Raw genomic sequence first — 24,292 nt, 5'->3', positions numbered from 1 at the left:
AGGAGCAAATATCTTGTCTGTTTAAGAGAATAACATGAATACCAGACCGATTATCCAGCACCAAAAACCCAGTGAATTCAGCCACATAAACACTTTAAATTTTACAGAACCTGTTGTTGCCCGGTCGCGAATGAACGGATAGAGGATACAATATTTGTGATAACGATTGGCTATGGTTGTAAATAACGGATTTCGCATTTGTCCATTCGAATCGTATAGCTTATCCAGATCCTTTGCCAATTGTTTATCCAAAAAAATGATATGCTGATAACTCCCCATCGAAATCACAATACTGATTATTACACCCGGAATTGTCCAAAGAAGTGCATATATTGATATGATACCCATCGTAACGGTACTTACATCATCAAAAATATCAATCAAAACAGTTCCTCAATTTTTTCTTCTCCCCACTGCTTTATATCAACCGCTTTTTCGTAAAAAATATCACCAATAGCCTTACCGACCGAGGAACCAACAATACCCCCAACGATCCCGCCACCCACGAAGGCACTGACTGAAACAATTGCAAAAACTGGCGCGGAAGCCGTACTCAAAACGATGAATACGCCCCCTAAAGCAATATCAGCAAAGATACCTCCAGCTACCCAGCCACCGAGAAAACCAGTGACTTCACGGGTTGCGGTTTGACCACAATTCCCGCTTCCATCCACAGAGCAGGCATCATAAACATTCTTTGCACCACTCGCCACGGCTAATCCCAACCCCAGATAACCAACCCCTTTTGCAGCCCAGAGGCCATGTGAAATATTGGCTATCCGTTTTCCAAGGTTAGGTACAACGCCTTTCGCAATAATTTCATCTGCATGATAGAAAACGGATTTTGTTGAAAGCTTCAATGTTCTTCTGATCTGCCGGAGTATCGGTATTTTAACGGTTCTTGAGGAAAAGCGTGCAAATGGTATATCCAGTTTTTGAAGCAGTTCTGCCCGCTGTGCCACAAATGTGCCGTAATTCATTCCCCCTGTACGGCTGGCCATTGCAACCTGCTCAACATACAGGTCATTAATTTCCATCAGGATATTGTTGATATGTTTTAAATTTGTTTCCACTCCGGAAGCAACGGCGCCAACTCCCACAGAAGCATAGGCATAATCATCACTGGGAAGGCCATTTTCCTGAATATATTTCAAACCATTGGAAGCATAGTAATCCAGTAATTCAAAATGACGGTAAACTGTTGCGGCCTGTGCTTCGTCCAGCTTGCCGAGTCCTTCACTCCCTGCCTGAGCTTCTTCTTTTAAGGCGTCCAGTTGTTGTTGCTCTTGCTCTGTTTCCGGCTCTCTGGTCAACACAATCACTAATTCACCTTGCATGACGGGTTCATTTAAATGAGCATTGTGTTTTTTAATCAGAGCCTTGTGCTTGTCTTCGGTTTCCGGGGCAAAAATACTGTCCCACAGCTCCCCCTGAGACATTGGTAATTCAGTTTGCATCCAGCCAAGGGAGAAGGCTTCTTCCGGCTTTTCTTTTAATTCTGCGTTTTTTTGTTGCGCCTGTTTCTGTTGTACTTTTTGAGCTTGTTTGTCTGCTTTTTCTTTCGCTTCCACGGCTGCAAATGCTTTATCCGATTCAAGCAGGTTCTGTTGACGCTGTTTCGCTAACCGCTCTCTCACTGTGAGTTTCTTCGGCTCCGGGGCCGGTGGCGGGGTTGGCTCTGGTAATGATTTCTGCTCAGGTGCTTGTGAGAGGAACGAACCGCCGCCACCGGAACCACTGCTTTTAGCTGATTGATCTGTTTCGGTATTTTTGAAAATAGCAGGTTTCATCCGTTTGAAGTAAGCTTCAGCAGCATAACGGAGTAATGAGCTTTCCCGTGCGTGGGGCAGATGAGACCAGCGAAACATATCCGCCCCCGAAATACCCGTTTGACCTTTTTCCTGTGTCGTTTGTTCGATGTAACGGTTGATGTGGAGAGAATCCAGCGAGCTGCCGCCCCGGTGTTGCTGCATCATCGCTGCGACAGCACGAATACCAGATCGGGCGATAAAGTCGCCTTGTTGCCGGAGCTTCCAGCCCAGATTTTTAAGCTGACTGAGTGCCTGTGGTTTCTCTATATTGCCATGTTCATAAATACGGACAATCTGTCCGGCTTTGCTGGCAATTTCCCGGGTAAAAGCCCCCCGGGCCATACCCGGCAGAATATATTGATGACTGAGACGAAAGGCGACAGAGGTTAAATCAGAGACAGCCGCGTTAATCTCCGGATCGCGGCCAGAACCGGAATGATAATAAGACATAAGACGTTGTTGCTTACACCAAAAAAGACAAATTTGAGATTTATTATAATCTCATTTAAGTTAAATCATAAGGAATAATCCTCAAATGGATCAAATATTCGCGGACTCTTTGTGAAAAAAATCACCAGATTTTGCCGGTGCAAAGGCAAGCCATGGTTCGTCGACCCGGTGTTTGGGGTATTTCGTGGCAGGGAAATGTAAAAACCCGCCGAAGCGGGTTTTTGGAGCTGCCTGTTCGGCAGTGAATCAAATATTTATTTCAAGAAATAAGTATTTCTAAACTGCTCACAACAGTAATCTGAGCAATATTACTGCTCCGTCAATAATAAATCCAATACTAAACAACATTGCTTTATCCTACTTATTTCTAAAAATATTTTTCAAAATATGCTTTACAGAATTAATCCATACCCTTAATATGCAATCAAATTAAGTTCTCAAGAATTCATATTAAAAATTTCAATATATCCAGTAGTTTATTGACTTTGCCGCAATTCAGACGACTTATTTTAACCTTAATTTAAGGAGAATTAATGCAGCTTTCTGATCAAATCCGCGCCTATATTCAGTCCCGTTTTGAGACCAAGCGGGACACGGAAGACAAGGCATTTGATAAAAAGCGGTCGGCTGCCACCTCGCCCGCCGACCTCGATGCCGTTGAAGCGGCCTACACTGAAAAAATTGCCCAGCTTACCCATGATTACACACCAGTCGTCTGGCTGGACAGCGCTGCCAAACGCGCCAAACAGATCAGCATGGCCACCCATGTGATCAAGCTGGTAAACAGCAGTGCCAAAGGCACCAGCCTGATTACAAGTGAAAGCCGCTATGACCCGCATTATCTGGATACCAGCGCATTAGAAAATCCGGTCAAAGATGTCTCGGGCAATGCGGCAAGCCTTGATGTGGCCGGGCTGCTGCAACTGACAGAAGACTCAGGCAAGTCTCTGCTGAATTACCTGCAAGCCAATGATTTTTCTCCCCTCGCGCCATTTGCCGTTGATGAAACGCAGTTGCAAACCTGGGGGCAAGGTCTGAAACAGGCATTAGAGGATCAGTCACCCGCCAGCCATACACTGGGCAAACAGGTTTATTTCCCTCTCGCTGACGGAACCTATCACCTGCTGGCCGTTCTGCCCTCCTCCACCCTGATACAAACAATTGATGAAACCATTCAGCATTGCCGCTTCAGTCAGGCGATGAAAGAAGCCAGAGATGCGAAAAAAACCAACCAGCTTTATCCGGATCCGGTAGTTGCGTATCCCAATCTGGCTTTAATGACTGCCGGAGGTTCCAAACCTCAGAATATTTCCCAGCTCAACTCACAACGTCGCGGAAGATGTTACCTGCTGCCAGCCACACCGCCCGAATTACGGGAAAAACTGCTGCCGCCACTGCATGTGGAGAGCCTGTTTCATCATGGTTCGGTCTTAACTGCAACCCGTCCAATCATTAAGGAAATGTTGACTCATCTGAAAGAGATGCACCAAAACAACGTTGACAGCACGCTGCCGCACCGGGACAAAATACGCGATTATATCGACCAAATCATTGATGCCATTTCCGGTATCGTCGGCCAGTGGCAGCGCCTGCCAGCAGGCTGGAGTGATGAGGCTGAAACTCTCTGGCCGGAACACAAACGCTGGGCAGACCCAAACCATCCTGAATGGGATATTCATGATAAAAGCTGGCACAAAGCGCTGCCAAAACAATTTGCTCAATGGCTGAATGATGTTTTGAATGGCTATAGCGCCAAATCATTTCTCTTTACCGGAGGCGATCAAAGCTACTGGAAAAAGTTTTTCAAACAGTGGCGGGATCAATTCCGGTTCGATAGTTTCACTGGCCTGAGCATAACTTCAAACGCTGAGCAGGACGAAGCAGAACAGCAACAGAGTCAAACAGCACCCAAACAAACCAGCAACGCTTACGCCAACAGTTCGAACGCCAACAACACGCAGGGAAATACGGGTGAAACCTATCTGGTGCTGAAGCGTATTCAGGTCACGCAGGCCAATGCCGTCGGCGGGCTGACTTACGGCTTCCCGGCCATCACCCATTTTCTCGGTTATGTCCATGCCTTGTCCCGCAAACTGTCTGCCGCACACGGCATCACGCTGTCAGCTACCAGTGTGGTCTGCCATCATCATCAGATTCATGCTTACAGAGCTGCCGGTTACGAGCCTTACATTTTTGCCCAAACCCGCAACCCGTTAACTCATGAGGGAAAAACCGCTCCCATCAATGAAGAAGGCAAAATGAATATGACGGTTTCTCTGGTGATCCGGGCGCAGGGGCTGAACCTGATCAATGATGAGCAACGCCGTGATCAGTGTAAAGCCATCCAACAACTGGCAGAAAGACACCGTTTAGCCGGTGGCAAAATTACGTCTATCGACGGCTGTTACGTCACCACACACCATGAGCCGGTAAAAGTCTTCCGGCCGCTAATGCCGGGCGCGATTCTGGTGGACCGGGCCACATTACTGGCAACAGAAGCCCCCGATCCGACGCAAACCCTCAAGCGATGGCTGAAAGTCTCCTCTCTGACCTATGTTTCAACACAGGTGCCGGTGAAAGAAAACAGCGAAGAAACCCAAATTGACTGGCAACAAATTGATAAAAACAAAGGTTGGCTGGTGCCCTTTATGGTCGGCTATAAGCAAATCAGCCCCCTTTATCCGGCCGGTGAAGTGGCAAACATGCGCGACCTCAATACGCCGGTCAGCTTTGTTGAACCGATTCACAGTATCGCTGAATGGATCAGAAGACCCAGCCGGATAGAAACACTCAGCAGTGTCATGTGGCGCTACCATGATGACGCACCTTTTTATGCCTGCCGCAGCGAGCAAGCGCAAACCCTCTCCTCCGACGACCTGATTGATATTATTTAACAAGGATTTTTCCATGAGCAAATTACAAACGCCTTCTGTCCTCGCATTTGAATCTAAATTAGCCTGCTCCGATGCCAAATTTGAAGCCGGTTTATGGTCAGATAAAGACACCAATACCGAATGGAAGACCGAATGGAAGCCGGTTGCTGTGACCGAAAAATCGGTTCGCGGCACCATTTCAAACCGTTTGAAAGGTGCCAAAGCCAGTAAGCTGGATGCAGAAATCGAAAATGCCAACCTGCAAACGGTCGATACCGCCGCGCTGCCCTTCGATACCGACACCCTGAAAGTGACCTTTACCTTGCGGGTTTTGGGTGATTTATCCACGCCATCCACCTGTAACGGTCCTGAATACCAATCCGCACTGGCCGGTAAAATCCACCAATATGTCACTGAGTACGGTTTTCAGACACTGAGTCTCCGCTATGCCGCGAACCTTGCCAATGGTCGTTTTTTGTGGCGCAACCGGGTAGGTGCCGAGGCGATTGAAGTTCGTATCCATCATCAGGATCAAACATGGACGTTTAACGCCTATGATTTCAATCTGAAATCGTTCGATCAGCCCACAGAAGCGGTTCAAACCATTGCCGGAGTTATTGAACAGGGATTACTGGGAGAGCAGGCAACGCTGCTGACCATCGAAGCGTTTGTTCAGTTTGGTGCCGGGCAGACGGTCTATCCGTCTCAGGAGCTGGTTTTAAATGCCGGAAGTACCAATAAGAAAAGTAAAGAACTCTATTCACTGAGTGAAAGCATTGATCGTCAGGCCGCCATGCATTCACAGAAAATCGGCAATGCCCTGCGCACGATCGACACCTGGTATCCATTAGCGGAAGAATCCGGACCGATTGCCATCGAACCTTATGGCAGTGTCACCAACCGGGGAATTGCTTACCGCAAACCCAAAGAGAAAACGGATTTCTACACCCTGCTGGATCAGTGGATGCTGAAAGATAAAACGCCCACAGAAGCAGAACAACACTACATCATGGCCATGCTGATTCGTGGTGGCGTATTCGGAGCGTAAACATGGACTATTATCTTGATATACGGGTCGAGCCGGATCTGGAAGTGACCGCGCCGGCACTGCTCAATAATCTGTTTGCCAAGTTCCACCGGTTTATGGCGCAGTCTGTTCCCGGTGAAATCGCGGTCAGTTTTCCGGAATATGGTCTCCGTGAGCAAAGCCGGATCAAACCCGGAAAACCGACAGCACCAACCGCAGGCCGGGTATTGCGTTTGCATGGCTCGCAGACCGCGTTGGATCATCTGATGACTTTGCCGTGGCTTAAAGGGTTACGTGATTATACGCAGGTCAGTGACTTACTGCCGGTGCCGGAAAATATTGAAGGCTACCGGACAGTTTACCGGATACAAAAGAAAAGCCCGCATAATCTGCGCAAACGAGCGGTGGCTAAAGGCAGAATGACGGAAGCCGAAGCATGGCAAAAGATCCCGGACGAGAATCAGCAAGTGCTGAAACTACCTTATCTGCAGTTACAAAGTCTCTCCAATCATCAGGTGATGCGGATTTTTATTGCACTGGGGGAATTGCAACGCGAACCGGTTGACGGGACATTTTCCAGCTATGGGTTAAGCCGGGAGGCAACCGTGCCGTGGTTTTAGATTGAAAGTATCCGTGTGAATTCACTGCCGCACAGGCAGTCAAATTTAATCACCACAAATACGTTCAAATCCCATGTTGAAGCTTCCAGCTTCAGTGGCATCTATGGTGCGCCAATTCGTTTCGCTGATCCAAGCAGCTTTTGGCGCAAGCGCCCCAGACGGTTTTTGAAAGACCAAAAACCGCCGAAAAAGTCTTTTTTATATTTGGCTTGGGTGCGCGCGGGACAGGACCAATTTTTATCGCCCTCCCTGGCGAGAAAAATTTTGAACAGACATCGTGTCTGTTCATCCTTTGAACTTTCTTTTATTTGAGATGGTTTGTCTGGAGATTCAAGAGGTGAGCCCAAGCACGGCCAAATCTCATGTTGAAGCTTCCAGCTTCTGTGGCATCTATGGTGCGCTAATTCGTTTCGCTGACCCAAGCGGCTTTTGGCGCAAGCGCCCCAGACGGTTTTTGAAAGACCAAAAACCGCCGAAAAAGTCTTTTTTATATTTGGCTTCAGTGCACTCGGGACAGGACCAATTTTTATCGCCCTCCCTGGCGAGAAAAATTTTGAACAGACGTCGTGTCTGTTCATCCTTTGGACTTCTTTTATTTGAGATGGTTTGTCTGGCGATTCAATTCGCTCCCCTTATTGCCGCCTGATGCAAATCCACGACACTGAGGGTGTTGAAATTCAGGGATGAATTTCAAGGTTCGCTGAGCAGGATGCGAATCGAACCGTACCCCGGCTCACATGTGATGAACTGAAAATGCATCAGGAAAACGGCAATTCGGGGCGATTTTTTCTGCTTCGTCTTTTTCATCGGGGAAAAAGATGAAGTGGTGCGCGTTCACCAGTGCCACTTGGATCAGCGCAACAAATGAGCGTACCAAACCAGCCACCACGGCCAAAAGCTTCCACCATCCCACAGACCCTTTTTTTCAACCCCTCTGTAACTCATTGATTTTAAACCCCCAAATCAGGCGCTCAAAAAAAGGGGTTTTACGAAGTTTTCAGCCATAGCCCTGTTGCTTTCTGGCCTGAGCCGCTATACTGCAACGGTTCACTGCCGTATAGGCAGCTTAGAAAACATTGCCGGAAAGCAGATGGCTGGCCATGTCGTTCACTGCCGTATAGGCAGCTTAGAAATGCATGAAAATATTGGTGGTACCGCTCAACCCGTTCACTGCCGTATAGGCAGCTTAGAAACATTTGATTTCAATATCGTCATCATCGGGCGGGTTCACTGCCATATAGGCAGCTTAGAAAATTGCACAACGGGCCAGAGACGGGGATGAAAAGTTCACTGCCGTGTAGGCAGCTTAGAAAAGGAAGAGTTGAAATAAACTCCGGAGTAAATCGTTCACTGCCGTACAGGCAGCTTAGAAAATGTCGAAGAGTGAAATCCGTCATGCCGTGGCGTTCACTGCCGCACAGGCAGCTTAGAAATGGGACAATTACAGTTATCGGAAGAAGCAAAAGTTCACTGCCGTATAGGCAGCTTAGATCCCTCTGCCGATATCACTGCAACCTCATCCGCATGCGCTAAATGGCTAAGTTGTACTCTGCCGTGTCTCCAGCACCAGAATCCATCGGTGTAAAACCAAGCTTTTTCAGCACAGAAGCACTTCGGGTATTCCAGGTATGAACCCCAGCCCACACATTTCCCCGATAACCTTCACGTTGAATGTGAGAGAGCAAAGATTCACACATTTGGGTGGCTAACCCTTGCCCCCAGAGTTCAGGGTTAACCCAATACGCCAGGGCCAGACGATTTTCCTGTGGAAACAGAGTCACCTGCCCAATAATGACCGAATCAGATGAACGATGGCATGTCCAAACAAAGCACTTGCCTGCATCCCAATCTAAAGCCCGTTCTGAGCACCAGCTTTCGGCTTGCTTCAGCGTTTCAATTTTTGCTAATGGCAGAGACGAAGGAAATTTTTCAGAACGAACCGCATCAAACAAAACCATCGCATCATCGATACAGACCGGGCTGAAGACAAGCTTCGGGCACTTAAATTTTCTTGCGAACTTCAAAGTTTCCTTTCCTCCTTGTGTGCGAACGCCAGGCGTTGTATGCGTCCGCTGCAATTGCTTATTATGAGTGACCACTTATACGAAAGCATCTTTAATACCATAACCTGATATTACTTGATATCAATGAGGTCATAATGGCTAAAAATATAGATTTAACAGCGGATTTAACAGGGACAGACGTACTTTGAACTGTCTTTTATTTGAGATGGTTTGTCTGACGATTCAGTTCGCTCCCCTTATTGCCGCCTGATGCAAATCCACGACACTGAGGGCGTTGAAATTCAGGGACGAATTTCAAGGTTCGCTGAACAGGATGCGAATCGAACCGTACCCCGGCTCACATGTGATGAACTAAAAATGCATCAGGAAAACGGCAATTCGGGGCGATTTTTTCTGCTTCGTCTTTTTCATCGGGGAAAAAGATGAAGTGGTGCGCGTTCACCAGTGCCACTTGGATCAGCGCAACAAATAAGCGTACCAAACCAGTCACCACGGCTAAAAGCCGCCACTACACCGCAGACCCTTTTTTCAGCGCCTTTGTAACTCATTGATTTTAAATCCCCAAATCGGGCGCTCAAAAAAAGGGGTTTTGCGAAGTTTTCAGCCGCATCCCTGTTGCTTGCTGGCCTGAGCGGCTATACTGCAACGGTTCACTGCCGTGTAGGCAGCTTAGAAATTGTTCTATTGCCGATTTTCGGCAACGTCACAGTTCACTGCCGTGTAGGCAGCTTAGAAATCGCGGGCCGTTGTTCAAGAGTGGATCAACTAGTTCACTGCCGTGTAGGCAGCTTAGAAAGTTCTGGACAGGTGAAACATGGAGAAAAGGAAGTTCACTGCCGTGTAGGCAGCTTAGAAAAAAGAATCGATCAGGCGGTTAGGCCGGGAGCTGTTCACTGCCGTGTAGGCAGCTTAGAAAATTCTGAAAGACATCATGAAAGCCACAGATGGGTTCACTGCCGCACAGGCAGCAAAATTTAACCACCACAAATACGTTCAAATCCCATGTTGAAGCTTCCAGCTTCGGTGTCATCGATGGTGCGCCAATTCGTTTCGCTGACCCAAGCAGCCCCAAAATTGCATATTCTTGCGGTTTTTATTGAGCGCTTCATCAATCCGGCTGGTCTCATCTCAGGATTTTGCGTAAACTGAAGCACGTAAAGTCAGGGAGTGAGATCACCACGGAATGTCTGAATCTGTTTACCAAATGCACCAGAATCTGATTGATACCAACGCACACTTGCGTGATTCTGTACGTCTGGATAACGGTACTGAGCTGGCCTCATGGTTTAATCAGCAAGACCGGATTCAGGTACAAAATCCGGACCATCATACGCTGAGTTTGTATGTCGATGGTGGTTATGAGTCTTTTCTGAAAACACCTGAAGGCTGGAAGAACGGTGGTGGGCCGGACCGCATGTGTCTGATGCCGAGAAACCATGCTTCAGAATGGGATATCCGCGGGCCACTGGCCTTTGTCCATTTTTATTTTACCGATCAACATCTGACCGAAGTGGCAGAGAAAGTCTGGGATAAAAGCCCGGCCGGGCTGACTGTCGATGAACATATCTTTGATAATGACCCGCAAATCACCGCTATTTACCGGCAATTCTTCCTGAATTATCAGTGGGGAGAAAATGTTGACCGGATGGCCATCAGTTCAGCCGTATCCCTGCTGTTTACCCATTTAGTCAAACACTATACGCAATTCCGCTGGACACAGGTTCAGGTCAAAGGGGGGCTGGCACCGTTTCAGCTTGCCCGGATAAAAGAATTTGTCGCGGCCAGTCTCAGCAAACCACTTCAGCTGTCTGATTTATCTGAGCTTGTCAGTTTAAGTGAATATCACTTTGCCCGGATGTTCAAACAAAGCACGGGAATTACTCCGCATCAGTATGTGATGCAGCAACGGTTAAATCAGGCCAGGATTTTACTGCAACATTCCGGCGCCTCACTGACAGAAATCGCCCTGCAATGTGGTTTCAGCTCTTCAAGCCATTTTTCGAATCGTTTCAAACTAACCCATGGCGAAACACCGCTTATGTATCGCCGTAAAAATTCATCTGTCACAGGAAACGGCCACGGCACATGATGTGGGACAAAGATATGGCAAACCCGTCATTCTGACCATTCAGGCCGGTTTAATGCACCAGCAGGGTTGCCGGTTTTACCGCTCTGCGAACGGGGTGTGGTTAACGGATCAGGTTTTGCCGGAATTTATTCTGGCCGACGCTTAAAATTCCTGATTCATTTTTTCAAAGCAGCTCAGCAGCACCTGCTCATGTTCCGGCTCAATATTTCTCGTCAGATCCCGGACTAAATCCAGATGCAGCTGATTATGCTGATGAAAAATATCCTGCCCTGCCTCAGTTAAGGTCACAACGATTGCCCGGCGATCATCGGGATGCGGGCAACGGATAATTAAATCAGCCTGAACCAGTTTTTCAATCTGAACCGTCAGCGTCCCCGTGGTAATCCCGAGTTTCTGAGCCAGCTCTTTCATTCTCAAAGCGCCGCAGGTACCCAGCACTTCGATGGTATGGATTTGTGCCAGAGAATAGCCGGTTTCTTTCACAACAGATTGTTCCCAGGAAGACATTTTGTCGTAAAACTCAGTCAGCATCCGGTTCAGTTTTTTCAAATCATTCATCATGTTACATTATGTAATTCAAGCGTGAGGTGGTGAATTCTATCAAATTTGCCCAGCATTTGTTTATATTCAGCCACAGATTTATCATCGCCGGATTCAATGGTGATCGCTGCCGAGTAATGGTGGCCGCTGATTTTCCAGATATGCATATCTTTCACGGTAGCAAACGGTGCCAGTGTTTCCGTAATGGCCTGTCTGTATCCCGCGTCAATACTTTCATCGAGCAGAATCGGGCTGGTTTGTTTCAGCAAACCCAGAGTCCATTTACTAATGACAACCGCACCCACAACACCCATCAGCGCGTCGGACCAGTACCAGCCATAATATTTTCCCAGACATAATGCAGCAATGGCTAAGACTGAAGTGAAGGCATCAGCCAGCACATGCATGTAAGCAGCCCGCAGGTTATGATCATGGTGATGGTGCTCGCCGTGGTCATGGTCATGGTCATGGTCATGATGAGGATGATCATGAGAGTGCGCTTGGTGTGCATGACTATGGTCATGTCCATGATGATGGTGGTGGTGGTCTTGCAGCAGCAACATACTGACAACATTCACAACTAATCCGATCACGGCCACCATAATCGCCTCATTGAACTGAATAGTTTGAGGATGAAACAGCCGGTTCACCGATTCAATCAACATCATCAGGGCAACAATGCCAAGGGCTATCGCACTGGTATAGCCGCCCAGCACACTGACTTTGCCGGTCCCAAAGGAAAACCGGTCACTCTGTGCATGCTTGTTTGCATAACGGTAAGCAAACAGAGTAATCGAAAACGCAGCAGCGTGTGTTCCCATATGCCAGCCATCAGCCAGCAGAGCCATAGAGCCAAATACCGTGCCCGATGTAATTTCTACCACCATGGTGATGAGTGTCAGCAGCAACACATAAAAAGTGCGGGTCTCTCCCTGATGATTATGTGCCGTAAAATCATGGCTGTGTTCCGTTGTATATTGCAAAATATCGCTCACTTAGTTTGATTATCAAATTATTTGAGTTTAATTTAGTTTGATCATCAAACAATGTCAATACAATACATTTATCCATATATGGGTATACCGGATATAAAATCACACAGGCGATGGCTGTCTCAATCTGTCACCCGTGTGAAAAGGAGGTTAGAGCGTGTTTATAGCTGAAAAAATTCAAGGACAACCCGATCGGGAAAGCGCTTTGCCTGACAGGAGAAGACGTGCCGGGTCAGCCAGCGATATCGCTCACTATAGACCTCGAAAGCGGGCGTGGTTCTGAAATAATACAATTCGGGATCGATAAATGCGCCGTTTTTCACCTGATCAACATAGGCATCAGGCACGGTACGAATACCGTTATTTTCAATATACAGCCCTTCGCCGTCATCCAGCCGGATGGCGTACCGGGCCGATAATTCACAGACACCATCCGGGCGAATGACCTGACTGTCAACGCCACCGGGTAAGACCGTGCCGTTGATGTTTTCTCCGGATAACTGACCAGAAAGAATCGGAATCAACTGCCTTCGCCCGGACACTTCATCCTGCCCGACTAAAACCGGTTGACCGACCTGAACACTGATTTCAAATACTTTTTTCATCATACTGACTTCTGAAAGGGAAAAATAAAAGGACAGACATTATATGCAACAAACACAACCAAACAACCTGAAGAAAACAGATTCAGGTTGTTTGCATGCTGATAAAAAGGTATTTATACGATTTTCAGCAGGGATTCCTGCAGTTGCGAAGCTGTCACAGTCACAGCAACCGATTTTGACGTCGGTGTATCACTGCCATCACCTTTACTTTCCAGTGGAATCAATACATTGGCTTCCGGAAAATAAGCGGCAATATTGCCCTGGGGAATCGTGTACGGAATCACTTTAAATCCGGTGATCCTGCGCTCAGTCTGATCCGGCCAGAGCGATTCGATATCCACTTTGTCCCCCACAGACAGCCCCATCGCGGCGATATCCTTCTCATTCATGAACACCACTTCCCGTTCACCGAAAATTCCCCGGTAGCGATCATCGTAGCCGTACACCGTCGTGTTGTACTGGTCATGCGAGCGCATGGTCTGTAACACAAACAGGTTTTGCCCGGCTGATGTACAGGCCTGTGCATCGAACGGAAACAGACTCTGTGGCAAGGCATTGGCTTTGATTTGCGCTTTCCCGGACGGCGTCTGCCAGTTCAGTGCTCTGGCACTGTTTCCCAGATAAAAGCCACCGGACGCTTTGATCCGCTCTCCAAACTGCTCAAACCCCGGAATTGTTTTTTCAATCAACCGGCGGATTTCAGAGTAATCATCTGCCAGTGACTGCCAGTGAACCGGGTTATCTTCTCCCAGTGTCGCTTTGGCAATACCGGTCAGAATCGCCACTTCAGAACGCATCTGCTCACTTCCCGGAGTGATTTGCCCGGAAGAGGCATGTACCATCGAGAAAGAATCTTCCACCGTCACCTGTTGCTCACCGGTTGCTTGTGTGTCAATGTCAGTCCGGCCAAAGCAAGGCAGAATCAACGATGCTTTACCGGGATTCACATGCGTCCGGTTCAGTTTGGTCGCAATGTGTACTGTCAGTTCACACTGTGCCATAGCCGCCGCGACTTCTGGCGTATCCGGAGCTGCAGCAACCAGATTGCCGCCCAGTCCGATAAAGACTTTACTTTCTCCCCGCCGCATCGCCTGAAGTGCCTGATTCACATTGTGCCCGTGAGAAGCTGAGGGCTGAAAGCCGAAAACCCGTTCAATATTATCCAGCAAAGCCTGGGGTGGTTTTTCATTAATACCAACAGTACGGTCACCCTGCACGTTGGAATGCCCACGCACCGGACACAACCCTGCCCCCGGCTTGCCAACCTGACCAAACAGCAGTTGTAAATTCACCAGTTCCTGAATCGTCGCAACGGAGTGTTTGTGCTGCGTCACCCCCATCGCCCAGGTGACGATCCGCCGGTCTGCATGCTGATAAATATCGGCAGCGCGGGTAATTTCATCCTGCGTTAAACCGGATTGGTCGAGAATGTCAGACCATGGCGTCGCTTCCACCAGGCTTAAATACGCTTCCAGTCCCTGTGTGTGTTCAGAAATAAATTCAAGGTCAAAAATGGCGCCCCCGTGATTCATCGCTTCCTGATGGCGTGCCAAAAGTATCTTAACCATACCGCGAACCGCGGCCATATCACCGCCCAGTTTCGGCATAAAGTAATCACTGGTTGTGGGCGTGGAACCATTACTGAGCATTTCAAGCGGACGCTGAGGATTGGTGAAACGCTCCAGCCCCCGCTCTTTCAGGTTATTAAACGCAACCACCCGCGCGCCGCGGCGATAAGCCGAACTGAGTGTTTCCAGCATTCGCGGGTGATTGGTGCCTGGGTTCTGACCGAACAGAAATATCGCATCTGCTTCTTCAAAATCATCAATCGTGACTGTCCCTTTACCGATACCGATCGTATGAGACAAAGCGTGGCTGGTCGCCTCATGACACATGTTAGAACAATCCGGGAAATTATTGGTACCAAAACGCCGGGCCAGCAACTGATAAACAAACGCGGCTTCATTGCTGGCACGTCCGGAGGTATAAAACTCAGCCTGATTCGGATCAGACAGCGCATTCAGGTGTTTAGCAATCAGTGAAAATGCATCATCCCAGTGAATCGGCTCATAATGATCAGTTTGCGGATTGTAACAAACCGGCTCTGCCAGACGTCCCTGATATTCGAGGAAATAATCGCTTTGCTTATTCAGCCAGCTGACGGTGTACTCAGCAAAAAAGTCACGCTCAACCAGGCGGGAAGTCGCTTCCCAGTTCACGGCTTTCGCCCCGTTTTCACAGAAACGAAAACGGCCGGATACATGCTTTTCACCCCATGCGCAACCGGGACAGTCAAAGCCATCATTCTGGTTCGTTCTGAGCAGGTTACTGATATTTTTTGCCACATTCTGGCTTTTAAACAAATGCTGAGTGGTTGCTTTTAAGGCGCCCCAGCCACCGGCGGAACCGGAATACTGTTTATAACTCATCGTTTGTTCTCTCCCATATGATAAGACTGAAAATCAACGGGGGATAAATTGAGTCTGTCCGCAAAGAACCGCAGGAAAACTTACAGACAATGTCAGATGAGTCACCGGACAAATTTTATGAAGCTTTATCGTGATCCGGGTCTGAGCAACCCGTTGGTCCGGTATACACATCTGGTGCCATCCAGTCAAAGTACAGAAAAAACCAGATTCGAACCGGAATAAGACAGTTATCCCTCGTGAATATAAGGTCAAATTACACAAGACATTGATTAACGTCAATGAAACCACTCTATACAAAACAATAAGTAATTGATGTTAATTTTATGAAGTTAGGCGCATTTATAAGTGGATATCGACATTTTTATTACTTTTACCGGCCAGAAATAAGAACAACAGCATTATGAAATCATATTTCTCATATATGGAATAAGGACTAAAATAAGAACAGAAACGCCAAAAGAGGCCGGATACTTCCGGCCCCATGAGCATTTTGAAATCGTATGCTTTGGTCATTTATTGTCAATTTTCCGGAAGATTATCCCGGACTTTCTGTCTTTGGCGGATGATCCGCAGTCTGAACACCCGTTTTCATTGCCTGAAACCACGCGGAAGATTCCCGGTGAAACAATAAAGCAGCCGCCGCAATCTGACCGACCGTCTGCAAAACACCCAGTATGCCGGAAAAAGGGTTTGCCGATAACGAGTGAATCAAAGGCATAATGGCAAGCGGCAACCCAGGAATAAACAGGATCAGGAACACAATTCTTGCCCAGTGTTTCCCCCGGCTAATCATATAAACAATCATGCCGACAATCGCAATTGAAAATGCCTGAATCGTCAGGACTGCGCCGAGAGGCATTTGACCATGCAGCCATTCCGGTTCGAGAATGAGCCTGATAACGCCAAGTAATATCGTAAAATAGAGCAGCCTGACTGCCGTTGAAACCTGAGAAGGTTGCGCACATTGATTCATTGTTGACATCACTGATTTTCCTTTTGAGTTCAGGACGATAATCTATCAGGCTGTGCGTGCACTTTCATCCGGAGGGCAGAAATATGTGATGTCAGGAAGTAAAGATTAACCGGCCACTGATCAGGTCCGGTTTGCAGAAAGGGGCGACAATGCTGTTATTCAGTTTTATCTTTCCTGCTTTTTTTATTATTCCTGCTTATATAGCGTATGAAGGCTTTGCTGTTTTCACAATAAAAACTTAAAAAAATGCAACTCAACACTTATTCATTTTAATATATAAAATATATTATAAATAAATAAAATCAATAAGTTAAATATGATGAATCACTTTACAATGCATAGAATCGATGTAAGATCACCTCCTCTTTTCTCTTTGTGTGGTTGTAATCATATGTTTGCATTTTACGAATCGTACAAAGCGGGACTCCTTCATCCTTCCCACTGGCTAAAAAATATCAGCGCTGGAATCATTGTGGGCGTGGTCGCTTTACCACTTGCCATGGCTTTTGCTATAGCCTCCGGAGTGAAACCTGAACAGGGGCTTTATACCGCGATTACTGCCGGTATCATTGTTTCCCTTTTTGGTGGCTCCCGAATCCAAATCGCCGGTCCGACCGGGGCCTTTATCGTCTTACTCTCAGGTATTGTGCATCAGCACGGCATTCTGGGGTTACAAATCGCTACCATGATGGCAGGCGTGATTCTGTTTTTATTTGGTCTGTTGAAGCTGGGCAGCGTCATCCGGTTTATCCCGGCGCCGGTGATCATCGGATTTACCAGCGGCATTGGCGTCATTATCTGGGTTGGACAATGGCGTGAATTCTTTGGCCTGCCCTCAGTCAGCGGTGAACATTTTCATCAAAAATTAATTGCTCTGTTGCATGTATTCCCGCAACTCAACTGGCAAACCACCGGTCTGGCATTATTCTCTTTAGCGATTGTCATTTTCCTGCCGAAGATTCCCAAAGTCAGCAGAATTCCCGGTCCTTTGATGGCTTTAGTTGCAGCAACATCGCTGCATTACTTTGCCGGACTGAATGAAGTGCGGACTATCGGGACCGCGTTTGGTGGTATTCCGGACGGATTACCGGGTTTTGCACTGCCTCATCTCAGTTTTTCAGCCATGATTGAACTGATTGGGCCAGCGTTCGCAATCGCCATGCTGGGCGCAATTGAATCCTTGCTCTCTGCGGTCGTCGCCGATGGAATGGCAGGCACCCGGCACAACTCGAATCAGGAACTGATGGGTCAGGGACTCGCCAATCTGATCTCTCCCATGTTTGGCGGAATCGCAGCCACCGGTGCAATTGCCCGGACAGCAACCAATATCCGCAATGGGGGGAACAGTCCGTTATCCGGGATTGTTCACGCACTGACGCTCATCGCCATTCTGTTACTGCTCGCACCGCTGGCGACACATATTCCGCTGGCGACCCTGAGCGCCATCTTGTTCGTGGTTGCCTGGAACATGAGCGAGGTCAAACACTTTATCAAACTCATCAAGCGGGCACCGCTGGCTGATGTTTGTATCTTACTGGTGACATTCACCCTGACAGTATTCACAGATCTGGTTGTGGCAGTTAATATCGGGGTGATTATTTCCGTGATTCACTTTGTAAAACGCATGGCATCCAGTGTGGAAGTGAAAGCCAGCACCACTGACGATTTAAGCGATCCGCTCCGGGAATACGGGCAGAATCAGCTACCTAAAGAAATTGCGGTTTACGCACTGGAAGGGCCATTTTTCTTTGCCGCCGCAGATTCCTTTGACAAGGTGATGAGCAGCATTCAGGATTTACCGACGCTGCTGATTATCCGGTTAAAATGGGTTCCCTTTATGGACATTACCGGACTGCAGGCGCTGGAAGATATGATTCAGAGTTTCCGGCAAAAAGGCGTCACAATTATCATTTCCGGAGCCAATGCCCGGGTGGACTATAAACTGCGCCGGGCTGGTATCATCAGCTTAATTGGTCAGGAACACTACTTCCGGGAATTTAATCCGGCACTTCAGTATGCGCTGAATCAGTATTCAAATGCAGATCATGACATAACCACTCAACCATACCCGGCGACCTGAAAACCATACGCAGCGACCTGAAAAAGTGAACCGGGCCGGTAAAGGCCCGGTTTTCGTATGAAAATTCCGGATCTCGCTCCTGCATGATCCCGTTTAGCCTGCTCATCGTACAAAAAACCTGATCGTCGCGCAGTATCAGTTTGGTATCACTTATCAGGCGGTTGATATGGTTGTCACGCGGTATTATTGTCACACGGTATTGTTGTCACGAGGTATTGCTGTCACGCAGACGAACCGGCCACAGAAATCAGCAGACCGGCTCTAAGATAAACTGACATGTCCGGCATTCCGGCATCATCATATCTCTGACGTAGAGTTCATTCACACCGTCGTTCCATATTCCCATATATTCTTCGGTTGGCAGGCTTCTCAATGAATATGACCCACCGCCATGCCGGTTTAATTTCCATACGGCTTCTTCTCTAAAAATCTTAACGGCACCGGTCGCCGGGCGGTAATTCAGAAAGGTCTGTTCACCAGCGACTTTCAGAATCACCAGATCATGAGCGATTTCAATTTTCTCAAACCGAAGCGCATCTGACCGGGATGCATTGGCATAACACCATTGATGATCAGAATCACAGCGGATATAACGATCATTCTCCCGACATCTGATTTTTACGGTTACCATGATAGACCTGCCTTATATGTATCTGTTGATAAGCATTATTTCTTACTGATGCGAACTATTTCTTACTGATAAAAACCATTTCTTACTGATAAGAACTGTTTCTCAGCCGGGCACAACAGCAAATCGATTGCTGTCCGGCCGTTTTATTATGAACAAAAAACGAGCAACTTTCGGGGTCATTCTGGTATCAATGCGCGTTCAATCATAAAAAAACAGGGGAGAATTCATTCTCCCCTGTTCGATGTGTCACTCATATTTACGCTTCTATCGTTTTTTCACCGCACTTTTCACAAATCACATGCCGGGAAAATTCATCCATGGATGCGCAAAAAGCACCCGCGACGCTGCCTTTAAGAAAACCGGAAAGAAACTCTTTCCTGTTGCGGTTTGCATCGCCTTCATATGGGCTTTGATTTCTGACCAGTACAACAATATGCGTTGTTTCTTCACCACATTTTTTGCAGAATTTATTTTCAGTCGTTGTAACAGACATGGGCTTACCTTTTTATTAAACACAATCAGACGATAAAATGTTGTCCTGCTGTACTGACTCAACTCACAGGTATCTATCGCCGCACAAAGCAAAAAGTTGTCACAAAAGGTAATAAATTGCTTTCTGATATTTAACTAATTAGCACAACTCACCACAGATACCAAGGCCTGTGGCCGCAAGATTGTGCATTTGATGGGGTAAAGTTATGTTGCATATTTGGCAGAGGAATACGGACAACTCAGGATTAGTCATCCAGATTTAGCCGCATTTCCAGTACATGCGGGGTAAAGCCAGCTTTTTCGTAGGCCCGGATGGCATGCGCTTTATCCGTATAAACTTCCAGATACAGATGGTGAATGCCTTTGTTTTGGCTCCAGTCTTTCAAAATAGTCATCATATCCTGATTCAGTCCCTGCCCCCGGTATTGCTCTGCGACATACATAAATCCAAGATAGGTATGATAATCATGCGCGTACCACGGCTCGGACTGGCAGATTTTTGCATAACCTGTTGCAATAATTTCATCATTTTCTTCAGCAACCATAACAACTGAGTCGGTATGAGTGATCAGTGCTTCCAGATCGTAATAACGGGCTCCTTCAGATTTAAGCAAAGGGTCAAGCGGACGTTCGGTCTCAATAATATATTGTTCCAAAGCGAGTAATACTGGCAGGTCATTCAGGCAGGCTTCACGATAATGCAAAAAAATATCCTCTTCTTTTTATATTCCCTGAACAACCGATTATATACCCAAACGACCTCAGCTTGCAGGGGATATAAAAAAATGGTTATAAAACCGTCCATTACTAATAAAAATATACATTTAACGTTCTCATTTATGTAATCACTGCTTCAAATTTTGTCACCATAATGACCATACCCTTTTCATGGGAAAGATTGTTTATAAAAATAATTAGCTTTTTATCAAATGGATGACAAAAATGATAATTCACAAAAGAAGTGTTTTGGCACTGGCAATGATTGCAGCACTGGCAGGATGTGATGATGACTCATCAGGTAATAACGTCTCAGATAGTCTTTACACATCCAGTGTAACAAGCGGAAGAACACTCACAAATACGGCAGATGTGGTTCACATCGGCACGGCAACAACCGATAATTCGGTGACCCTGACCATTGGGGCAACGTCTGATTTACACGGTCGGCTGTTTGGCTATGATTATGCGCTGCTCTCTGATGATGCAGACGCAGGCTTAACCCGGATTGGGACGATCGTCAATCAGGTCCGGGCCAATGATGCTGATGCGCTTTTGATTGATATCGGTGATACCGTGCAGGGCAACTCGGCTTCGTTATTCAACGACCTGCCAACTCACCCGATGGTCAGCGCACTCAACTCACTTGATTTTAACGTCTGGGTTCCGGGTAACCACGAATTTAACTTTGATCGCTCATTTGTTGACCGTAATCTGGAGAACTTCGGCGGCGCAGTCATTTCCAGTAATATCAAATGGGAAAACACGGATATTAATTATCTCAAGCCTTATCAGATCTTTAATATCAAAGGTGTCACGGTTGCTGTTGTTGCTGTCACACCATCCTACGTGCCGAACTGGGAAGCCTCTGCACCTGAGCATTTCGCAGAACTGTCTTTTGAAGATGAACTGGCATCCGTCACGGCAGCAGTCGACGACGCCATCGCAAATTACAGCCCGGATGTGGTGATCGGGGCATTCCATTTAGGCCGGAATGATTATGGAACCGGGGTCTATCCGATTGCTTCGGCACTGGCCGATAAGTTTGATGTCATCTTTGCCGGACACGAACATGCTGAGTACATCGAAGAAATACAAAAGGATGCTTATAACAGCAGCTACAGCGGGGAAGATATTGCCACCAGCGGTAGTGATCATGGCACTGAAGATAAGTCAGTCTCAGGCACTTACGATGAAACAGCCCGGTCAACCCATGTAAAAATCATTGAACCAGGCAAATGGGGCTGGGCGCTGGCAACCGCGACAATTCAGTTGCAAAAAAACAGCAGTGGCCAATGGGAAATGGTCGACACAACCCTGGCGAACCTGCATACCTATTCAGAGTCTGACCATGAATCTGTTGCGGATCAGCAAGCTTTATCTGATGAGTACAGCTGGGTACATCAACAATCGCTGGCAGACGCCAGTGCAGAACTGGGGACAGTCACCGGCAACTTCACGCCATCTGCGACAGGTCATGAAGACGAAGCAACCGGCGAGACATATGACTCAGATGCGGGTCGTCTCTACTCGACCATTCATTATGCAAAGGTTCATGACACACCACTGATGGATTTCATTAATCAGGTTCAGCTTGATAAAACCGGGGCTGATGTATCCGCTGCATCTCTGTTCTCTGACCACAGCAACCTGATCAACGGTGAAACGTATACCAAAGCTAAATCATCTGAGCTGTATAAATACGACAACACGCTGATGGGCATCAATATGACAGGTGCAAACCTGAAAAAATTCATGGAATGGTCATACAGCTACTTTAACCCATATACCGAGGGTGATCTCACCGTTTCTTTCCGCAAAGGTGCGAAATCTTATAACTATGATCAGTTCGACGGCACCATTCAGTATACGGTCGATTTAACCGGAGATGCTTACAGCCAGACCAAGAACAGCGATGGGTCTTACACCGTGACTAATCCGGGCTCCCGCATTCAGATTTCTGAAATTGCCGGTAAAGCATTCGATGAAACTGCAACTTACAAAGTGGCAGTCAACAATTATCGCTTTGGTACACAGCTGCAAACTTACGGCTGGGCCACCAGTGATGATGTGTATTATGAATCCACGAATGATGCCGTCTATGCGATACGTGACATGCTGACTGACTATGTGCAAACGAATAAGGGAATCAATGTCGATAGTTTTGATGACAATATGAACTGGTCCTTTGTTCAGGATGCGGCGATTGAAGCAGCCCGCACCGATGGCGGCGCCGGGCAGGCACTGTGGGAAAAACTGCAAAATAAACAAGTCTGTGTTCAGATTGACTGGGATAACGCGAAATACCCAGGCATTGCGGTGTCACTGAATCCTGATAATACGGAGAGTTACTTTGCGAATGCAGATTACGTGTCATCCGGCACGGGCACAGCAGAAGCCTGTAACACGAACCCGAATGATTAAGGTTTTTCAGGTAATTAAGATTTTTCGGATCATGAAGATTTTTCGGATAATCAAGCCCTGCTGGCTTTTTCATCCCTGACCGGAATAATACCATTCTAAGTCATTTTCTGATCTGGATATATCGGGTTCCGCAAACCGCTCAAGCCCTCCATGGGCGCTTCAACAAGGGCATCCATGCCCTTGTGTGTTTGCTCCACCAGACACATCCAGATGATCAGTTTATTTTACAGATTGGTATAACAATAATCTTGCACGGCACATCCTGGTGATGTGCCGTGGTTTATTTTTTATCGCCAGATGACGCGATCAACCCCAGTGGATAAATTCTACATATTTGAAGCAGCCGTTATGATAAAGAAATACAGTTTTCCGATGATGATTGCACTGATTTCCACCGCAATTTTCTGTTTTTCCCCCGGCCTGAGCGAAAGCGCCCGGCCAAAGTCGCCTTTAATCCAGCATTTCGTCGAAGCCAAAGTCACCCGGATGGAATCTCAGGAAGTCGCTCCCGATCCACATGTCCCTTCAATGATGACGGGCCGGCAAATCTTTTTGGCAGAAATACTGGAAGGCGCAGAAAAAGGCAAAGAAGTCCGTATTTCGAACCCGCTCAGCCGACAGCACAATGTCTACGTTCAGGAAGGCGATCACTTTATTATGATGGTCCGGGTAAAGAAAAACGGGCAATCTTATTATTGGGCATTTAACCATAAACGCTCTCCGGCCATTTACACCATGCTGGCCGTCTTTCTGTTATTGCTGCTGAGTTTTGGTAAAAAAGAAGGACTCAATTCTGTCATTTCTCTCTACTTCACCGCGGCACTGGTTGTTGGGGTTTTGATCCCGGCGATTTTCGCCGGATGGAACCCCATGTTGCTGACCATTATCCTGATGGGTATCAAAATTGTCGTTAATTATATTCTTGTCTGCGGCTATAACCATAAAAGCGTTTGTGCCATGATTGGCACCCTGCTCGGCGTGATTGCCGCCGGTGCATTTTCTCAGGTTTTCGGCGAGATGGCACATCTGTCCGGTATTTATCTCGATAAAGGTGAAGACATAGTTTATCTCACCACAGCTCACCCGATTCAGATCCGCTGGTTAATGTTTACAGCCATTATGATTTCGGCACTGGGAGCCGTGATGGATGTCGCGATCTCGATCTCCTCTTCTTACCACGAACTGAGTCAGGCCGATCCAAATCTGACGCCGGCACAACTGCGCAAAGCCAGTATGAATATCGGACGCGACATCATGGGCACGATGACCAATACGCTGATTCTCGCGATTGCCGGAAGTTCACTGACCACAATGATGATGGTATGGGGATTTGACATGCCGGTGATTCAGTTTCTCAATACACCATTAGTCACCATGGCCGTTGTCCATGCACTGGCCGGCAGTATCGGGATTGTTTTGACCATTCCCCTGACCGCATGGGCTTGCTCGGTATTCTTTCCGGTCAAAGTCCGGGCAGAAGAAAGTTGTTGAGAGAAGAGCTAAGCTGTTGAGAGA

General features: G+C 47.3%; 20 protein-coding genes and 2 CRISPR repeat arrays. Of the genes, 8 read left to right on the top strand and 12 right to left on the bottom strand.

Features of this window, described 5'->3' with window-relative positions; translation table 11 throughout:
- Positions 1 to 380: 380 nt before the first annotated feature.
- Complete coding sequence (locus tag OCV29_RS20025) at positions 381 to 2,261, bottom strand: hypothetical protein (protein ID WP_139281490.1); 1,881 nt, start codon at positions 2,259 to 2,261, stop codon at positions 381 to 383.
- A 533-nt stretch (positions 2,262 to 2,794) separates the two neighbouring features.
- On the opposite strand from OCV29_RS20025, the gene csy1 reads away from it, so the two are divergent.
- The 3 genes from csy1 to cas6f are packed head-to-tail and all read left to right on the top strand — an operon-like array spanning position 2,795 to position 6,781.
- Complete coding sequence (gene csy1 / locus OCV29_RS20020; protein WP_073602167.1) at positions 2,795 to 5,155, top strand: type I-F CRISPR-associated protein Csy1; 2,361 nt, start codon at positions 2,795 to 2,797, stop codon at positions 5,153 to 5,155.
- A gap of 13 nt (positions 5,156 to 5,168) precedes the next feature.
- Positions 5,169 to 6,182, top strand: coding sequence for a type I-F CRISPR-associated protein Csy3 (gene csy3 / locus OCV29_RS20015; RefSeq protein WP_073602166.1), 1,014 nt, complete (start codon positions 5,169 to 5,171; stop codon positions 6,180 to 6,182).
- Between the two features lie 2 nt (positions 6,183 to 6,184).
- Positions 6,185 to 6,781 carry a type I-F CRISPR-associated endoribonuclease Cas6/Csy4 gene (gene cas6f / locus OCV29_RS20010; RefSeq protein WP_073602165.1) on the top strand — a complete coding sequence of 199 codons (597 nt, stop codon included), beginning with the start codon at positions 6,185 to 6,187 and terminating at the stop codon, positions 6,779 to 6,781.
- 101 nt (positions 6,782 to 6,882) lie between these two features.
- On the opposite strand, the gene OCV29_RS20005 is transcribed toward cas6f, so the two are convergent.
- From OCV29_RS20005 to OCV29_RS19995, 3 genes are all read right to left on the bottom strand, one after another.
- Entirely contained in the window at positions 6,883 to 7,359 is a 477-nt protein-coding gene (locus OCV29_RS20005; protein ID WP_073602164.1) for a hypothetical protein, read from the bottom strand.
- A 155-nt stretch (positions 7,360 to 7,514) separates the two neighbouring features.
- Positions 7,515 to 7,676 (bottom strand): hypothetical protein, encoded by a 162-nt coding sequence (locus tag OCV29_RS20000; RefSeq protein ID WP_175561499.1) that lies wholly within the window; start codon positions 7,674 to 7,676, stop codon positions 7,515 to 7,517.
- Positions 7,677 to 7,826: 150 nt separating this feature from the next.
- A CRISPR array of direct repeats spans positions 7,827 to 8,274; the repeat unit is 28 nt; unit sequence GTTCACTGCCGTATAGGCAGCTTAGAAA.
- Positions 8,275 to 8,310: 36 nt separating this feature from the next.
- Entirely contained in the window at positions 8,311 to 8,805 is a 495-nt protein-coding gene (locus OCV29_RS19995; RefSeq protein WP_073602162.1) for a GNAT family N-acetyltransferase, read from the bottom strand.
- 647 nt (positions 8,806 to 9,452) lie between these two features.
- A CRISPR array of direct repeats spans positions 9,453 to 9,721; the repeat unit is 29 nt; unit sequence AGTTCACTGCCGTGTAGGCAGCTTAGAAA.
- A gap of 267 nt (positions 9,722 to 9,988) precedes the next feature.
- Between OCV29_RS19995 and OCV29_RS19990 the strand changes: the two genes are divergently transcribed.
- Complete coding sequence (locus tag OCV29_RS19990) at positions 9,989 to 10,894, top strand: AraC family transcriptional regulator (protein WP_073602161.1); 906 nt, start codon at positions 9,989 to 9,991, stop codon at positions 10,892 to 10,894.
- A 1-nt stretch (position 10,895) separates the two neighbouring features.
- The gene (locus tag OCV29_RS19985; RefSeq protein WP_217653279.1) at positions 10,896 to 11,039 is read left to right on the top strand and encodes an RNA 2'-phosphotransferase; all 144 of its coding nucleotides are present in this window, start codon (positions 10,896 to 10,898) and stop codon (positions 11,037 to 11,039) included.
- Here OCV29_RS19985 and OCV29_RS19980 read toward each other — a convergent pair.
- From OCV29_RS19980 to OCV29_RS19960, 5 genes are all read right to left on the bottom strand, one after another.
- The gene (locus OCV29_RS19980) at positions 11,036 to 11,452 is read right to left on the bottom strand and encodes a MarR family winged helix-turn-helix transcriptional regulator (RefSeq protein WP_073602159.1); all 417 of its coding nucleotides are present in this window, start codon (positions 11,450 to 11,452) and stop codon (positions 11,036 to 11,038) included. The two genes, OCV29_RS19985 and OCV29_RS19980, sit on opposite strands and share 4 nt — an antisense overlap.
- On the bottom strand, positions 11,452 to 12,417 hold the full coding sequence (gene dmeF / locus OCV29_RS19975; RefSeq protein ID WP_073602253.1) for a CDF family Co(II)/Ni(II) efflux transporter DmeF: 966 nt from the start codon (positions 12,415 to 12,417) through the stop codon (positions 11,452 to 11,454). Before dmeF ends, OCV29_RS19980 begins: the two co-directional genes overlap by 1 nt.
- Positions 12,418 to 12,587: 170 nt before the next feature.
- Entirely contained in the window at positions 12,588 to 13,034 is a 447-nt protein-coding gene (locus OCV29_RS19970; protein WP_073602158.1) for a DUF3237 domain-containing protein, read from the bottom strand.
- 110 nt (positions 13,035 to 13,144) lie between these two features.
- Positions 13,145 to 15,460 carry an FdhF/YdeP family oxidoreductase gene (locus tag OCV29_RS19965; protein ID WP_073602157.1) on the bottom strand — a complete coding sequence of 772 codons (2,316 nt, stop codon included), beginning with the start codon at positions 15,458 to 15,460 and terminating at the stop codon, positions 13,145 to 13,147.
- Positions 15,461 to 15,995: 535 nt separating this feature from the next.
- Positions 15,996 to 16,442 (bottom strand): hypothetical protein, encoded by a 447-nt coding sequence (locus OCV29_RS19960; RefSeq protein WP_073602156.1) that lies wholly within the window; start codon positions 16,440 to 16,442, stop codon positions 15,996 to 15,998.
- A 382-nt stretch (positions 16,443 to 16,824) separates the two neighbouring features.
- Here OCV29_RS19960 and OCV29_RS19955 point away from each other — a divergent pair, with 382 nt between their 5' ends.
- Positions 16,825 to 18,513 (top strand): SulP family inorganic anion transporter, encoded by a 1,689-nt coding sequence (locus OCV29_RS19955; protein WP_073602155.1) that lies wholly within the window; start codon positions 16,825 to 16,827, stop codon positions 18,511 to 18,513.
- Positions 18,514 to 18,760: 247 nt separating this feature from the next.
- On the opposite strand, the gene OCV29_RS19950 is transcribed toward OCV29_RS19955, so the two are convergent.
- The 3 genes from OCV29_RS19950 to OCV29_RS19940 all read right to left on the bottom strand — a co-directional run bounded on the left by OCV29_RS19950 (position 18,761) and on the right by OCV29_RS19940 (position 20,340).
- Positions 18,761 to 19,144: a hypothetical protein gene (locus tag OCV29_RS19950; protein ID WP_073602154.1), complete on the bottom strand. Its 384-nt coding sequence runs from the start codon at positions 19,142 to 19,144 to the stop codon at positions 18,761 to 18,763.
- Between the two features lie 256 nt (positions 19,145 to 19,400).
- Positions 19,401 to 19,637 carry a hypothetical protein gene (locus tag OCV29_RS19945; protein ID WP_073602153.1) on the bottom strand — a complete coding sequence of 79 codons (237 nt, stop codon included), beginning with the start codon at positions 19,635 to 19,637 and terminating at the stop codon, positions 19,401 to 19,403.
- A gap of 244 nt (positions 19,638 to 19,881) precedes the next feature.
- Positions 19,882 to 20,340, bottom strand: coding sequence for a GNAT family N-acetyltransferase (locus OCV29_RS19940; protein ID WP_073602152.1), 459 nt, complete (start codon positions 20,338 to 20,340; stop codon positions 19,882 to 19,884).
- Positions 20,341 to 20,578: 238 nt separating this feature from the next.
- Between OCV29_RS19940 and OCV29_RS19935 the strand changes: the two genes are divergently transcribed.
- Both OCV29_RS19935 and OCV29_RS19930 read left to right on the top strand, forming a co-directional pair.
- The gene (locus OCV29_RS19935; protein WP_073602151.1) at positions 20,579 to 22,777 is read left to right on the top strand and encodes a bifunctional metallophosphatase/5'-nucleotidase; all 2,199 of its coding nucleotides are present in this window, start codon (positions 20,579 to 20,581) and stop codon (positions 22,775 to 22,777) included.
- 348 nt (positions 22,778 to 23,125) lie between these two features.
- Positions 23,126 to 24,268, top strand: a complete 1,143-nt coding sequence (locus OCV29_RS19930; RefSeq protein ID WP_084193197.1) for a YibE/F family protein — start codon at positions 23,126 to 23,128, stop codon at positions 24,266 to 24,268.
- The last annotated feature ends 24 nt before the right edge of the window (positions 24,269 to 24,292 follow it).

Origin of the sequence: Vibrio aerogenes, from assembly GCF_024346755.1 — a bacterium.
Taxonomy (GTDB): domain Bacteria; phylum Pseudomonadota; class Gammaproteobacteria; order Enterobacterales; family Vibrionaceae; genus Vibrio; species Vibrio aerogenes.
The sequence above is the reverse complement of the archived record's forward strand: the minus strand, read 5'-3'. Positions and strand labels throughout refer to the sequence as shown.